The sequence below is a fragment of the Streptomyces sp. DF42 genome, from assembly GCF_058267695.1.
The window spans coordinates 632837-647439 of sequence record NZ_CM177859.1; the positions used below are offsets into that span (position 1 = coordinate 632837).

The 14603-nt window shown below is 71.1% G+C and carries 14 protein-coding genes; 7 read left to right on the forward strand and 7 right to left on the reverse strand.

Annotated elements, in window-relative coordinates; all coding sequences use genetic code 11:
* The first annotated feature begins 12 nt into the window (after positions 1–12).
* The 3 genes from ACYUED_RS03065 to ACYUED_RS03075 all read left to right on the forward strand — a co-directional run bounded on the left by ACYUED_RS03065 (position 13) and on the right by ACYUED_RS03075 (position 3429).
* A complete protein-coding gene (locus ACYUED_RS03065; RefSeq protein WP_491290769.1) occupies positions 13–1464 on the forward strand; it encodes a purine-cytosine permease family protein in 1452 nt (483 codons plus the stop codon).
* A 167-nt stretch (positions 1465–1631) separates the two neighbouring features.
* Positions 1632–2333: a LuxR C-terminal-related transcriptional regulator gene (locus ACYUED_RS03070; protein ID WP_491290770.1), complete on the forward strand. Its 702-nt coding sequence runs from the start codon at positions 1632–1634 to the stop codon at positions 2331–2333.
* Between the two features lie 316 nt (positions 2334–2649).
* Positions 2650–3429, forward strand: coding sequence for a polysaccharide deacetylase family protein (locus tag ACYUED_RS03075; RefSeq protein WP_491290771.1), 780 nt, complete (start codon positions 2650–2652; stop codon positions 3427–3429).
* Positions 3430–3471: 42 nt separating this feature from the next.
* On the opposite strand, the gene ACYUED_RS03080 is transcribed toward ACYUED_RS03075, so the two are convergent.
* Complete coding sequence (locus tag ACYUED_RS03080; RefSeq protein ID WP_491290772.1) at positions 3472–3597, reverse strand: hypothetical protein; 126 nt, start codon at positions 3595–3597, stop codon at positions 3472–3474.
* Between ACYUED_RS03080 and ACYUED_RS03085 the strand changes: the two genes are divergently transcribed.
* Together ACYUED_RS03085 and ACYUED_RS03090 are read left to right on the forward strand one after the other, a co-directional pair.
* Positions 3581–3970 (forward strand): aldehyde dehydrogenase family protein, encoded by a 390-nt coding sequence (locus ACYUED_RS03085; protein WP_491290773.1) that lies wholly within the window; start codon positions 3581–3583, stop codon positions 3968–3970. The genes ACYUED_RS03080 and ACYUED_RS03085 overlap by 17 nt on opposite strands.
* A gap of 147 nt (positions 3971–4117) precedes the next feature.
* The gene (locus ACYUED_RS03090; RefSeq protein ID WP_491290774.1) at positions 4118–5503 is read left to right on the forward strand and encodes an MFS transporter; all 1386 of its coding nucleotides are present in this window, start codon (positions 4118–4120) and stop codon (positions 5501–5503) included.
* Between the two features lie 43 nt (positions 5504–5546).
* On the opposite strand, the gene ACYUED_RS03095 is transcribed toward ACYUED_RS03090, so the two are convergent.
* The 4 genes from ACYUED_RS03095 to lnt all read right to left on the reverse strand — a co-directional run bounded on the left by ACYUED_RS03095 (position 5547) and on the right by lnt (position 10587).
* A complete protein-coding gene (locus ACYUED_RS03095) occupies positions 5547–7496 on the reverse strand; it encodes a helix-turn-helix domain-containing protein (RefSeq protein ID WP_491290775.1) in 1950 nt (649 codons plus the stop codon).
* Positions 7497–7572: 76 nt separating this feature from the next.
* Positions 7573–8373, reverse strand: a complete 801-nt coding sequence (locus ACYUED_RS03100; protein WP_491290776.1) for a 3-hydroxybutyrate dehydrogenase — start codon at positions 8371–8373, stop codon at positions 7573–7575.
* Between the two features lie 54 nt (positions 8374–8427).
* A complete protein-coding gene (locus ACYUED_RS03105) occupies positions 8428–8907 on the reverse strand; it encodes an NUDIX hydrolase (RefSeq protein ID WP_491290777.1) in 480 nt (159 codons plus the stop codon).
* Between the two features lie 69 nt (positions 8908–8976).
* Positions 8977–10587: an apolipoprotein N-acyltransferase gene (lnt, locus tag ACYUED_RS03110; protein ID WP_491290778.1), complete on the reverse strand. Its 1611-nt coding sequence runs from the start codon at positions 10585–10587 to the stop codon at positions 8977–8979.
* Positions 10588–10832: 245 nt separating this feature from the next.
* On the opposite strand from lnt, the gene ACYUED_RS03115 reads away from it, so the two are divergent.
* Positions 10833–11900 carry an O-antigen ligase family protein gene (locus ACYUED_RS03115; RefSeq protein WP_491290779.1) on the forward strand — a complete coding sequence of 356 codons (1068 nt, stop codon included), beginning with the start codon at positions 10833–10835 and terminating at the stop codon, positions 11898–11900.
* A gap of 9 nt (positions 11901–11909) precedes the next feature.
* On the opposite strand, the gene ACYUED_RS03120 is transcribed toward ACYUED_RS03115, so the two are convergent.
* Both ACYUED_RS03120 and ACYUED_RS03125 read right to left on the reverse strand, forming a co-directional pair.
* Positions 11910–12455 carry a hypothetical protein gene (locus tag ACYUED_RS03120; protein WP_491290780.1) on the reverse strand — a complete coding sequence of 182 codons (546 nt, stop codon included), beginning with the start codon at positions 12453–12455 and terminating at the stop codon, positions 11910–11912.
* A gap of 118 nt (positions 12456–12573) precedes the next feature.
* Positions 12574–13359, reverse strand: coding sequence for a glutamate racemase (locus ACYUED_RS03125; RefSeq protein WP_491290781.1), 786 nt, complete (start codon positions 13357–13359; stop codon positions 12574–12576).
* Between the two features lie 39 nt (positions 13360–13398).
* On the opposite strand from ACYUED_RS03125, the gene ACYUED_RS03130 reads away from it, so the two are divergent.
* Positions 13399–14598 carry a glycosyltransferase gene (locus tag ACYUED_RS03130; protein WP_491294817.1) on the forward strand — a complete coding sequence of 400 codons (1200 nt, stop codon included), beginning with the start codon at positions 13399–13401 and terminating at the stop codon, positions 14596–14598.
* The last annotated feature ends 5 nt before the right edge of the window (positions 14599–14603 follow it).

Below are 14603 nucleotides of genomic sequence, written 5' to 3' on the forward strand. Positions count from 1 at the left end.
TCCGGAGGCGCCGTGACCACATCATCGCAACCGCGGGTGTCGGGTCTGGAGATCCGCTCCATCGACTACGTCCCCCTGGACGAGCGCCACGGCAGGCTCTGGCACCTGGGCCCCCTGTGGTTCATGTCGAACGCGCAGATCGCCACCCTCGCCGTGGGCCTGATCAGCATCACCGAGGGCGGCAACCTCGTCTGGTCGCTCATCGCGATCGTGGCGGGCACCGTCCTCGGCACCTTCTTCATGGCCTTCCACTCGGCGCAGGGGCCGCAGCTCGGGCTGCCGCAGATGATCCAGTCGCGGCCCCAGTTCGGCTACGTCGGCGCCCTGCTGGTGTGGCTGTTCGCCTATGTGCAGTACGCGGGCTTCAACGTCTTCAACACCATCCTCGCCGGTGAGGCGATGCACACCACGGTGCACGGCGGCGTCAAGCTGTGGGTTGCCGTGGTGACCGTGGTCGCCCTCGTCATCGCGCTGGTGGGCTACGACGTCATCCACAAGGCCGAGCAGCTCCTGACGTACTCCTTCCTGGTCGTCTTCGGGATCTTCACCGTGGGCGTCCTTGTCACGCTGCACTACCCGGCGGGCTCCTTCGACCTCGACGCCTTCAAGGCCACACCGTTCCTGGCGCAGTTCGGGGTGGTGGCCGGCTACCAGATCAGCTGGGCCATCTACGTCTCCGACTACTCGCGCTACCTCCCGCCGGGCGTGACCGTCCGCAAGACCTTCTACTGGACCTACTTCGGCTCGGCCCTCGGCGGCATCTGGCTGATGGTGCTCGGCTCGCTGCTCGCGGCCTGGGCGGGCAAGGACTTCGAGACGGTCAAGTCGATCAATGCGGCCGGCGACAAGGTGTTCAGCGGGTTCGGCGCGATCGTGCTGCTCTTCGCCGTCCTGGGCCTGGTCTCCGTCACCGCACTGAACATGTACGGCGGTTCGCTGACCCTGATCAGCGCCATCGACTCGATCAGACGGGTACGGCCGACGCTCGGCGTGCGGCTGGTGACCATCGGGCTCACCGCGGCGCTCTCCCTGGTCGGCGCGCTGGCCGCGACCTCCGACTTCCTGGAGAACTTCAACAACTTCCTGCTGCTGGTGCTCTATCTGTTCATCCCGTGGACCGCGGTGAACCTGATGGACTACTACGTCGTGCGCCGCGGACACTACGCCATCGCCGAGATCTTCAACCCGCGGGGAATCTACGGGCGTTGGGGCCGGCACGGCATCATCGCCTACCTGGTGGGCTTCGGCGCCATGATCCCCTTCTTCTCCGTCGGCACCCTCTACACCGGCCCCGTCGCCGACGCGCTCGACGGAGCCGACATCTCCCTGTTCGTCGGACTGCCGGTCGCCGCGGCGCTCTACTGGCTGCTCACCCGGTCCATCGACGTGGAGGCCGAACAGCGGCTCGCGGAGGCCGAGGCGGACGAACTGGAGCGGGCGGCGCACGAGCACCGCGAGCGGTGACGGACACCGCGGAAGAACCGCGCGTTCACGTTCGTCGCGAGATGCGATCTCCGTCGTGAGATGTGACCCACACCATAAGGAGAACGATGCCGTTTCGATAGGCGCGGGACTAGGCTGGTCACCAAGTGAACGAAACAGTTTCGTTTCGAGGGTGAGGGAGGACGGACATGGTCTCCGTACTCATCGTCAACGACCAGTCCCTGCAGCGTGTCGGCCTGCGGATGCTGCTGACCGTCGAGCCCGATCTGAGCGTCGCCGGGGAGGCGGTGAGCGGGGCCGACGCGGTCACCATGAGCGCCGCGCTCCGTCCGGACGTCGTACTGATGGACATCCGGCTCGCCGAAGCCGACGACATCGAGGCGATCCGCCGTATCGCACGGCCCCCGCGCCTCGCCCCGGCCACCGGCGCGGTCCTGGCCGGTGGACCGCCTCCCCGGGTACTGGTGCTGACCTCGCCCCGTCACGAGGGGCACGCCTACGCCGCTCTGCGCGCCGGAGCCGGCGGCTTCCTTCTCACGGACGCGGCCCCGGACGAACTGATCGCGGCCATCCGCGTCGTGGCCGCCGGTGACGCCGTGATCACTCCCGCGCTGACCCGCGCACTCATCGACACCGTCCGCGACGAGCAGCCGGCCTCCCTCCCCCTCCGCCGGGAGGTCGGCCTGGACACCCTCACCGAACGCGAACGCGACGTCCTCGCGGCCGTCGCCGCCGGCTGGTCCAACACCGAGATCGCCGTTCGGCTCTCCATCGCCCCGACCACCGTCAAGTCCCACGTCAGCCACATCCTCGCCAAGATCGGCGCCCGTGCCCGCGTCCAGGCGGTCGCCTTCGCCTACGAGTCCGGGCTGATACAACCGGCGGCCTGACCTCAGCAGCGAGGACCGGGCGAGCCGGCCGGCGAAGCACCGTCGGTGGAGAGGGAGGCAGAAAAACTCCGGTACACGCAAGGCCCGTTGACGGTGGCGGCCAGCCGGCCGGCCGCCGGTCCGGAGCGACGGCGACCGTGCGGACGCGGAAGGCCCCTGTCAAGCCCGTACGTTCGAAAACCGGCTCTCCGATTGAGTTGCGTCTCGGTAGCCCCGCGAAATTGTCCGTGATCCGTAACAGACGGATCCTGCGGCACCTCTTCGCCGTCCTGACAGGTGCACAAGAACCACCGGGACGACAGGAAACAGGGCGGACATGGCGCGGCATGGCGGGCGGGGATGGCACGGCCGGGTACTCGCGGCGGCGGTCGGGGTGACGGCGGTGGCGGCGGCCACTTCGGTATGGACGGCGCAGGCGGGCCCCATCGGCGGGGCGCACGCGGGAGCCGCGGCACACCCCTCCACGGGGGCTGCGGCTCCCGGTCGGGCCCCGGTGTCCGTGACCATCGCCCATGCCTCGGACAAGGGCGTCCGCGGAGTCAACATCACGATCGACGACGGACCGGACCCTGTCTGGACGCCCCAGGTCCTGCAGGTGCTGAAGGACTACGGCGTGAAGGCCACCTTCTGCATGGTCGGCACGCAGGCCCAGGCGCACCCGGACCTGGTCAAGGCCGTGGTGGCGGCGGGGCACCGACTGTGCGACCACACGGTGTCGCACGACACCACCATGGACAAGAAGGCCAACTCCTACCAGTCCAAGGAGATCCTGGACGCCGCCGGCATGATCACCAAGGCCGCCGGGGGCGTCCGGCCGATGTACTACCGGGCCCCGGGCGGTGCCTTCACGCCCTACAGCAGGCACCTCGCCGCCTCGCAGGGCATGCGCCCGCTGGGATGGAACGTGGACTCCAAGGACTTCGAGCGCCCCGGCACCGAAGCCATCGTCGCCACCGTCAAGAACGAGCTGCCCAACGGTCCGACGATCCTCTTCCACGACGCCGGCGGAGACCGCTCCCAGACCGTGGCCGCCCTGCGCGAGATCCTGCCGTCACTGAAGCAGCAGGGGTACTCCTTCGGTTTCCCGGTCCGCTGACCCCGCCCAACTCCCGGTGGGCTGAGCAACTTTGACGGTTACTCAGCCCGTCGGGATCGTGTCCGGCAGGCCGAGCGCCGCGGACACATGGCGCCAGACGGCGGCGAGCGCCATGGCGAGCGTGACCGTGGGATCGCGCAGCATGAGGCGGATGCCGTTGTTCGTCACCGGCGGCTCGCCCCTCGCCCGTCCCGGTTACTTCCGTCGCGCGACCGTCGTGGCGGGAGTGCGGCAGCAGGACGAGGCCGTGCAGAGCGAGGTGTTCGGCCCGGTCGTCACCGTCAGCCCTTCGCCGACGAGTCCGCGGCCCTGCGCATGGCGAACGGCGTCCCGCAGGGACTCGCCGCGAGCGTCTGGGCCCGCGACCACGACCACGCGATGCGGGAGCCGCGCGCTGCAGACCGGCATCGTCCGGGTCAACACCCAGGGCACGACGGTGTCGGAGATGGCCCACGGCGGCGTACACCACTCCGGCCACGGCAGCGAACTCTCCCTCACCGGCCTGCTCGGCTACACACAGGTCAGGCGCGTGATGCTGTGACGGCCGCCGGGCCCCCAGCAGGCATGGTGGCCGCACGCATAGCCAACCCCCGAAGTATGGTGCCCCGCCATATGTGCGCTCGACGTGCGCGTTTCTACGGTGTCCGGACACGTACCCGTCCCCACCGCACACGAGGAAGTGGCGCACATGGCCTCAGCAGCATCCGCTCCCCCGACATCCGCCAACCTCAAGCGTATCGTCGCCGCCAGCCTCATCGGCACCACCATCGAGTGGTACGACTTCTTCCTCTACGGTTCCGCCGCCGCGCTCGTCTTCAACAAGCTGTTCTTCCCGGACTCGGACCCCCTCGTCGGCACCCTGCTGTCGTTCCTCACCTACGCCGTCGGATTCGCCGCCCGCCCGCTGGGCGCACTGGTCTTCGGGCACTACGGCGACCGGATCGGACGTAAGAAACTGCTGGTGCTGAGCCTGTTGATGATGGGTGGGGCGACCTTCGCGATCGGGTTGCTGCCGACGCACGCGACGGTGGGAGCCGCCGCTCCGGTGCTGCTCACCACCCTGCGTCTGGTCCAGGGCTTCGCGCTGGGGGGCGAGTGGGGCGGGGCCGTGCTGCTGGTGTCCGAGCACGGGGATGCCCGACGGCGCGGATTCTGGGCCTCGTGGCCGCAGACCGGGGCGCCCGCCGGGCAGTTGCTCGCGACCGGTGTGCTGTCCGCGCTGACGGCCCTCCTGTCGGACGACGCCTTCGTGTCCTGGGGCTGGCGGATCCCGTTCCTGCTCTCCGGCGTGCTGGTGATCGTCGGTTTGTGGATTCGTCTGTCTGTCGATGAATCACCCGTGTTCCAGCAGGCGTTGGCCCAGGCCGAGGCCCGCAAGGCCGACCGGGCCGCTGAGGCCGAGAAGCTGCCGATCGTGGCGGTGCTGCGCCACCACTGGCGGGACGTGCTGATCGCGATGGGCGCGCGCATGGCGGAGAACATCAGCTACTACGTGATCACCGCGTTCATCCTCGTCTACGCCACCACGTCGGCCGGTGTGTCCAAGCAGACCGCGCTCAACGCGGTGCTGATCGCGTCGGCCGTCCACTTCGCGGTCATCCCGGCCTGGGGCGCGCTGTCGGACCGGGTCGGCCGACGTCCGGTGTATCTGCTGGGCGCGGTCGGCGTCGGGCTGTGGATGTTCCCGTTCTTCTCCCTCATCGACACCGGCGGCTTCGGCAACCTGATCCTCGCGGTCACCGTGGGCCTGGTGCTGCACGGCGCGATGTACGCGCCCCAGGCCGCCTTCTTCTCCGAGATGTTCTCGACCAGGATGCGCTACTCCGGTGCCTCCATAGGCGCCCAGTTCGCCTCGGTCGCCGCGGGCGCGCCCGCCCCGCTGATCGCCACCGCGCTGTTGTCCGACTACGGCAGCTCCACCCCGATCGCCCTGTACGTCATCGCCGCGGCCGTCCTGACGGTCCTGGCGGTGGGCGTGGCCAAGGAGACCCGCCACCGGGACCTGGCCGACGTCGAGCCGTCCGCGGGCGCCGAACCGACGGCAGCTCCGGCGGCGGACGCGCGCACCGTGTGACCCACAGGAAACCGTCCCCCCGTACGCCTCGCCTACGGGGGGTTCAGTTCTGTGCGGGTGCCGACAACCGGTGCAGCCGCAGCGCGAGTTGGATCTCCAGCGCGCGGGCGGGGCTCTGCCAGTCGTCGCCCAGGAGACGGGCGACACGCTCCAGGCGCTGGGCCACGGTGTTGACGTGGACGTGGAGTTCGTCCTTGGTGCGGGCCGGGCTCATGCCACAGGTGAAGTAGGCGTCGATGGTGCGTACGAGGTCGGTGCCGCGTCGTGCGTCGTAGGCGACGACCTGGCCGATCGTGCGGTCCACGAAGCCGGCGATGTCCCGGTCCCCGGCAAGCAGCAGGCCGAGGAAGCCGAAGTCCTCTGCTGCGGCCCCGTCGCCGGAGCGGCCGAGCAGGCACAGGGCCTCCAGGCAGCGTCGGCCCTCCGCGTAGGCCGCAGCCACGGTTTCGGGGTGGGCGGCGAGGTCCTGGACGGGGGCGGAGGCGCCGACGGTGACCGCCTCGTGGACCGCCGTGCCCAGCTGGTGGGCGGTCGTTCGGGCCAGGTCGGCAGCGATGTCGCCGGGCGTCAGCGGCAGCAGCAGGACGGTGCCGCCGTCGCGCGCGGCTGCCAGTCCGTGCCGGGTCGCGGCGAGGTGCGAGGCCGCGGACCACAGGCGCCGGCGCGCGGCCGCCTCATGGTCGGCGTCGGGTGCGGTGCCGTCGAGTCGGGCGGCGAGCACGACGTGGGTGGCGTCGAGGTCCGCGTGCAGGCGCGAGGCACGCTCGCGCAGCAGGCGCGGGTCGCGGTCGCGGGCGTCGAGGAGGTCGTCCAACAGCTCGCCGCGAACGCGCTGTTCGGCTTCGGCGGCCGAGCGTCTGGCGAGCAGCAGCAGCGAGGTGACCATCGCGGCCCGCTCCAGGGTGAGCTGGTCGACGGGGTCCAGGCCGGGGTGACCGCGCAGGACGAGCGCGCCGAGCAACTCGCCTCCGGCCGTCACGGCGGCGATCCAGTCGTCCTCGTGGCACACCGCGTGCCCTTCGGCACGGGACGCCTCCAGAGGTGCCTCCGGCGCGTCGACGGCCTCGGTGAAGTCGACGGTGCCGTCGAGGACCTGGGAGACGGCCGCGGCCACGTCGTGCACCCCGCCGCCGCGCAGCACGAGCTCGGCGAGCCGGTCGTGGACGTCGGAGGCTCGCTCGATGACTCCGCTGCGGTCGCGGATGATCTCGTTGGCCCGCTCAAGGCCGGCGAGGGCCGAGCGGGTCTCGGTGAGGAGGTTCGCGGTGTCGATGGCGGCCGCGGCCAGCGCCGCGAACGAACCGAGCAGGGCGATCTGCTCGCGTTCGAAGACACGGGCGCGTCTGTCGGCCGCGAAAAGGACGCCGATGACGTGGTGGCCCAGCATCAGGGGCACGCCGAGGATGGCGACCAGGCCCTCGTCCCGCACGCCGCTGTCGATGGTGTGCGTGTGCTGGAAGCGGCCGTCCTTGAAGTAGTCGTCGGTGACGTACGGACGGGCCGTCTGGGCCACCAGTCCGCCGAGCCCCTCCCCCATGCCGAGCCGAAGCTGCTGGAAGCGGGCGGCGACCGAGCCCTCGGTCACCCGCATGTAGGTGTCGCCGCGGTCCGGGTCGTTCAGGCTGAGGTAGGCGACGTCCGTGCCCAGCAGTGACCGGGCGCGCTGCACGATCGCCTGCAGAACAGAGTCCAGGTCCCGCAGACCGGCGAGGTCGTGGGCCGTCTCGAAGAGCGCGGACAGCTCGGCCTCCCGGCGGCGCCGCCCCTCCAGGTCCGCGCGCACACGCAGCGCGAGCAGCTTGGCGTGGTCGAGCGCGGCGATCACCTCGGCCGACCGCCCCTCGGCGCGCGCCAGCAGCACCGGCTGCTCGTAGGCGTCGGAGGACGCGCCCCTGGCCAGCAGCTCCAGGAACGGCGTCTCGGCGCCGGTGAGCGCCGGCCCGGCCGCTTCGGCATCGGCGCGCTCGGCGGACTGCACGTGATCGCGAGACATGTTCACAGGATTCCTCATCCCACGGCCGCCCCGTCAGCCCTGTGGACAACTCGTGGACGCATGGATGCCTGCCTGGTCAGTGGGCGGTCCAGCCGCCGTCGAGCACGAGCGAGGTGCCGGTCACGAAGGAGGCCTGCGGGCTGCACAGATAGCTCACGGCCTCGGCGACCTCCTCCGGCTCGATCAGCCGCTTGACGGCGCTGTCCCGCAGCAGCACCTCCGCCAGGACGCGCTCCGCGGGTACGCCGTGTGCCTGTGCCTGGTCCGCGAGCTGCTTCTCGACCAGTGGGGTGCGCACATAGGCCGGGTTCACACAGTTCGAGGTGACGCCATGGGGTGCGCCTTCCAGGGCGGCGGTCTTGGACAGTCCCTCCAGGCCGTGTTTGGCCGCCACATAGGCCGACTTGTAGGCCGAGGCGCGCAGTCCGTGGACGGAGGACACGTTGACGATGCGGCCCCACCCCTGCCCGTACATGTGGGGCAGTGCTCCGCGGACGAGGCGGAACGGTGCCTCCAGCATCACGGTGAGCACGGTGTGGAAGACGTCGGGCGGGAACTCCTCGATGGGGCGCACCAGTTGCAGCCCGGCGTTGTTGACGAGGACGTCGGTGCCCGCGGCGGCGTGCTCGGCCGCGTCGAGGTCCGTGAGATCGAGGACGTGCGGTTCGACGGCGCCCGCGAGCCCCCCGGCCTGCTCGGCGAGCGACTCCAGTCCCGTGGCGTCCCGGTCGACCGCTCTGACCTTGGCCCCGGCGGCCGCGAGGCGCAGCGCGCAGGCGCGGCCGATGCCACCGGCGGCACCGGTGACAAGCGCGGTGCGGCCGCCGAGGTCGAGGGAGACAGCGTGGGGAGTCGGGAGGGCGCTGGGCGGGGTCATGTGCCGACCCTAAGCAGCACCCCCGTCCGCCCACATATGGTCACACCCCATACTTTATTCAGAACTCATAGCGTCAAACCATGTGGGTTCGTCGGACAGTGCCTGCTTGATCCGGAAGTGGTGGTAGTCGGTCAACGGGGGCAGCGCGTCGAGCGCGAACCAGCCGACCTGCAGGGATTCGTCGTCGTTCACCCTGGCCTCGCCGCTCACCGCCCGCGCACGGAAGCAGATGTCCATGAACTGGCAGATGTCGCCGTTGGGATAGGTGACCGGCCCGCCGGACCGCACCGCGACCACGCGTTCGACGACGCACTGGACGCCCGTCTCCTCGTACACCTCCCGCACGGCGGCGGCAGCGGGCTGCTCGCCCGGTTCGGGGATGCCCGAGATCAGCGCCCATTCGAAGTTGTCCGAGCGCTGACCCAGCAGAATCCTGCCCTCGCCGTCGAAGACGACGGTACTGACGCCGGGGAGCCAGAGCAGCTGGTGGCCCGAGGTGGCCCGGATCTCGCGGATGAAGTCAGGAGTTGCCATGACACCGACCCTAAAGGGCCGGCGCCCGGGCCCCCGGCGCATTTCACGGGGCGGGCGCCGGGCGTACGGTTACACGCGCCGGGCGCGCCGCCCGCGCACTCCGACGCCGATCGCCCACCCGAGTCCGCCCGCGGCGACCAGCACCAGAGCCATCTCCGGGAGGATTCCCAGCCGCGTGGCAGGTGTCTCGCTCGACCGCAGCGGCACCTTCTGGACCAGGTGGGCCGCGACGAACATGCCGGTCCTCTGCGTGATCTTCCCGTCCGGCATGATGATCGCGCTGACGCCGCTGGTCACCGGCACGGTGACGGTCCGGCTGTGTTCGACGGCGCGGACGCGGGACATGGCGAGCTGCTGGTACGTCATCTCGCTGCGGTCGAAGGTCGCGTTGTTGCTCGGTACGGAGATGATCTGCGCGCCGTCGGTGACCTCGGAACGCACGGCCCAGTCGAAGGCCGCTTCGTAGCAGGTGACCAGGCCGACCTTGGCGTGGTCCATGGTGAACACCCCGGGCTTGGTGCCCCGGCTGAAGTCCTGGCGAACCATCGAGGTCCAGTTGCTGTTGATCGCGCCGATGAGCGAGCGCAGCGGCAGATACTCGCCGAACGGCTGGACCTGCCGCTTGTCGTACGTGTCGAGGGGGCCCTTCCTGGGGTCCCACAGAATCTGCTCGTTGTACAGCTTGCCGTCCCGCTTGACGACGCCGCCGACCGAGACGGGCACGCCGATCGCCTTGGCCGCGCCGTCGATGACGGCGTACGCGTCGGCGTTGTCGAAGGGGTCGACGTCGGAGGAGTTCTCCGGCCACAGCACGAAGTCGGGCTTGGCGATCTTGCCCGCCTTGACCTCGGCGGCCAGGCGCCGGGTCTCGCGTGCGTGGTAGTCGAGCACGGCCCGTCGCTGGGCGTTGAACTCCAGCCCGGAGCGGGGCACATTGCCCTGGATGACCGCGACGGTCGCGGAGCCGTCCTCGGCCTTGTCGCTGACCAGCGAGCGGGCGGCGACCGCGCCCACCACCGGCACGGCCACGCTCAGCAGGGCGACGGCCGCGGCCGACCGCCGGACGTCGCGGGTGCGCCGGGCATCCAGGGCCAGCCGTACGACCTCGTACAGGCCGAAGCCACACAGGGCGACCGCGAAGCCCAGCACCGGGGTGCCGCCCACCGCTGCCAGCGGCAGGAAGACGCCGTCGGCCTGACCGAACGCGACCTTGCCCCAGGGGAAGCCATTGAACGGCACACGCGCGCGTGCGGCCTCGCCCGCGATCCACACCGCGGCGGCCCACACCGGCCCCGCGGGCAGCTTCGACACGACGGCGACGCCCGCGCCGACCAGAGCGACGAAGATCGCCTCGATCGCCACCAGCGCCAGCCAGGGTCCTGGGCCGACCTCCACGCCGGTCCACACGAGCAGCGGCAGCAGGAAGCCGAGACCGAACAGGTAGCCGAGACCGAGGCCCGCCTTCCAGCTGCGGCCACGAAGGACCCACCCGAAGCCGGCGAAGGCCGGGACGGCCAGCCACCACAGGGTGCGCGGCGGGAAACTGACGTAGAGCAGCACTCCGAAGAGCGCCGCGGCGAGAGCCGGAACGAGGCGTACGAGGCGCGCCGAACGCGATGCGGGCGCGGCCTGCGGCTGCAACTGGTCCGACTCGTCCACGGAGGTTGCGGTGACGGTCACTCCGGGAGTGTACGGCCGGTGACCTTGCCCCGGACAGCGCGGTCCGAATGGCAGCACAGGCCGCTGCGCGCCGCAGCTGCCGCATCGTTCCTGCGCAACTCGGTCCAACTCATCCACAAAACGTCCATCAGCCGTTACGGTGTGCCCAGCCACAGTCGCCCGGCCGGTCACGGCCGCGGCGACCTGGGTCGTGCGAGGTCGGGGGGCTTCGGCCGGGTTCGGGGGGCTGGGTGGTTTCCACAGGGATGACGTCTGATGCCGGTCCTGGGGAGGGCGGCGAGAGACGAAACGTTTCTGACGCAGTGGGCGTGGTGGTGCTCGGAGCTTGTGCCACCTGGTCGCTGATCACGGCGACCGTGCACGACGGTCGGCCGGAGGGTGTGCTGCTCGCAGTGCTGGCCGTGGCCGCCGGATACGCGGCCGGGCGGATCTGCGGGGCGCTGCTGCCGGTGGCCGCGCCCTGTGCCGGAGCGCTGGCCGGAATCGGCCTGGCGGTGGCCGTTCCGCACCTCGCCCCGGGTCCTCAGATCGTCGCGCCGCTCGGACATGCCGGTGCCACCGCCGCGCTGCTGACCCTGTGCGCCGGCGCGACGTGCTGCGCGGCCTGGGCCGCCGAGTCGCCGCCCCTGCGGTTCGCGATGGGCGCGCTGGCGGTCGGGATCACGGTGACCGCGGCCGCCCTCGGCTCGACCAGCGGATTCGTCACCTGCACCGCCGTGCTGCTGTGCTCGCTCGCCGCCGGACGGATGCACAGCCGTGGCCCGGGTATCGCGGGCCTCGCCCTGGTCGCGGCCCTGGTGACCGGCCTGACCTGGGCCGTCGCAGGAAACACCCTGCCCGAGGGACTCATCACGTCCCTGGAAGGGCAGCTCACCCAGCACCGGGTCCAGCTGTGGCAGGACGCCCTGCATCTGGCACATCGCAACACCGCCCTGGGCGTGGGCCCGGAGCGCTTCGGTGAACTGAGCACGACGGCGACCCGGACCGTGCTCTCGGACGGCAAGCCGCACTCGGCCGTGCTGCAGCAGGCGGCCGAGCAGGGTGTCGTCGGCGTGGTCCTGCTGGGGGCGTCCTTCTGCTGGGTGCTGCATGCGCTGTGGCGCTCCCCGCGCCCCACCCCGGTCGTGCTCACCGCGGGTGCGGCTCTGACGGCGCTCGCGGCGATCGCCGCGGTCGGCAACGCGCTGAGCTTCACCGCCGTGTCGGTCGGTGCGGGCCTGCTCGCGGGCCTGGCCACGGCCCGGCCGCTCGCCGACGAGTCACCACAGGAGAAGTTTGACGTACGCCCGCGCCGTGATCGGCTGACGCCGTGACGACGAGGCTCAGTGCAGCGCGCCGGTCGTGCCCGGCCGCAGACGGTCGCTGATGACCCGGACGGCCGCCTCGGCGTTGTCCACGGTGATCGTGAACGTGTGGCCGTCCCACAGGCGCAGGACGACGCCCTCACCGCGCCGCACCACGACCGCGGTGCCCTTCTCGGGCCGCCAGCGGTAGCCCCAGCCGCCCCAGTGGCGCGGGTTCACGTGCGCGGCGAACTCGGCGCCGGCGACATGGGAGAGGGGGATCTTGCGGCGCGGCACACCGATGTGGCCGCAGCGCACCTCAAGGCATTCCTTGTCGAGCTTCAGATCGACGTGCAGGAAGGCGAGCGTGCCGAAGAGGACCAGCAGTCCGGCGGCAATACAGCCCACGACGGCCATGACGAGCGGGGCGATACCCGATGTCCAGGCGGAGTCGACTGCGAGCTCGATGCCGAGCGCCATGACGGCCGCGCCGGCGACCGCCGGCAGCCACTGGACCCGCTTGGTGGCGTGTCCGGTCCAGACATCCGGAAGCTTGGCGTTCTCGCCGTGGGGGTGGTCCCTCATGGCTACGAGGTTACTCATGTTTCGCTGCGCGGGCACCGGGTCGCGGAGAGTGAACCATGCCCGTACGCCGCCCGGACCGATGGCATCCATTTCATGAGGTCCGTTTCATGACGTCCGCTCAGCGCGCGGGGCTGACCGCCTGGAGCAGTCGGCCTTCTTCGTAGGCCAGGGCGGGCGGTATGAGTGCACCCTCGCGGCCGCTCAGCAGCACCGTCAGGGTTCCGGTGGCCGGTGCCCCTGGGGCGGGCTGCTCGCCGAGGCGGCGCAGGGCCTGGGCGGCCACGGCGCCTGCGGAACCGTGCAGGACGAGCGGAGGGAAACCGGGCTGCTGCACGGCGGCACGGATGCGTTCGGCGACGAGTTCGTAATGGGTGCAGCCCAGGACGACGGTCGTTACATCGTCGGGGGTCAGCGCGGCGGCCGCCGCGACGGCTGCGTCGATTGCGGCCTCGTCGGCGTGTTCCACCGCCTCGGCGAGCCCGTGGCAGGGCACCTCGGCGACCGTCACTCCGTCGGCGAACTGTGCGATGAGATTGCGCTGGTACGGGCTGCCTGTGGTGGCGGGCGTCGCCCAGATCGCGAGGGGGCCGCCGCCGGCCGCGGCCGGCTTGATCGCCGGGACCGTGCCGATGACCGGCAGGTCGGGTTCGAGACGGGCGCGCAGGGCGGGCAGGGCGTGCACGGTCGCCGTGTTGCAGCCGACGATCAGGGCGTCGGGCCCGTGTGCGGCGGCCGCCTCGGCCACGGCCAGGGCACGCTCGGTCAGGTCCTCGGGGGTCCTGGGTCCCCAGGGCATGCCGTCAGGGTCCAGGGAAAGCACCAGATCTGCGTCGGGCCGCAGACGCCGTACCGCGGCTGTGGCCGCGAGCAGACCGATTCCGGAGTCCATGAGCGCGATCTTCACCCGGCCACGATAGACGATGGGCCCTTGCGGGCCGGTCCGGTGGGGCAGACTGCGCGGGTGAGCGCCATCGCGTGGATCGCCGCCGTATCACTCGCCGCCTGGCTGTGGCTGTTGCTCTGTCAGGGCTTCTTCTGGCGCACGGACGTCAGGCTGCCGCCCCGCGAGGACCCTGCCGGCTGGCCGTCCGTCTGTGTCGTCGTCCCCGCGCGCGACGAGGCCGCCGTACTGCCCGCGAGCCTGCCGTCCCTGCTCGCACAGGAGTATCCGGGCCGGGCGGAGATCTTCCTCGTCGACGACAGCAGCTCGGACGGCACCGGAGACCTGGCCCGCGAACTCGCGGCCACGCACGGCGGGCTGCCCCTGACGGTCGGCTCACCCGGTGAACCGCCCGCCGGCTGGACGGGCAAGCTGTGGGCATTACGGCATGGCGTCGGCCTGGCACGCGCGCGTGAGCCCGAATATCTGCTGCTGACGGACGCGGACATCGCGCATGCGCCGGACAGCCTGCGGGAGTTGGTCGCCGCTGCGCACAGCGGCGGCTTCGACGTCGTCTCCCAGATGGCTCGGCTGCGGGTGGAGAGCGTGTGGGAGCGGCTCGTGGTGCCGGCCTTCGTCTATTTCTTCGCCCAGCTGTACCCGTTCCGGCGGATCAGCGGGAAAGGGACGCGGACGGCGGCCGCGGCGGGCGGCTGCGTGCTGCTGCGTACGGAGGCGGCCGAGCGGGCGGGGATCCCTGACGCCATCCGCCACGCCGTCATCGACGACGTGGCACTCGCGCGCGCGGTCAAGGGCAGTGGCGGTCGCGTCTGGCTGGGGCTGGCCGAGCGGGTGGACAGCGTGCGGCCCTATCCGCGGCTGCACGACCTGTGGCGCATGGTGTCACGCAGCGCGTACGCACAGTTGCGGCACAACCCGCCGCTGCTCCTCGGGACGGTCGTCGGGCTGGCCCTGGTGTACCTGGTGCCGCCCGCGGCCCTGGTCGTGGGTGCGGCCACCGGGGACGGGGCGGCCGGGGTCCTCGGCTGTCTCGCGTGGCTGGTGATGACGGGGACGTACCTCCCCATGCTCCGCTACTACCGCCAGCCGCCGTGGCTCGCTCCCCTGCTACCGGTCACCGCCTTCCTCTATCTCCTCATGACGGTCGATTCCGCGGTGCAGCACTACAGGGGACGCGGTGCGGCCTGGAAGGGCCGTACGTACACACGCCCGGACACCGTCGCGGACGAGCGCCCTCTCTAGAGCGC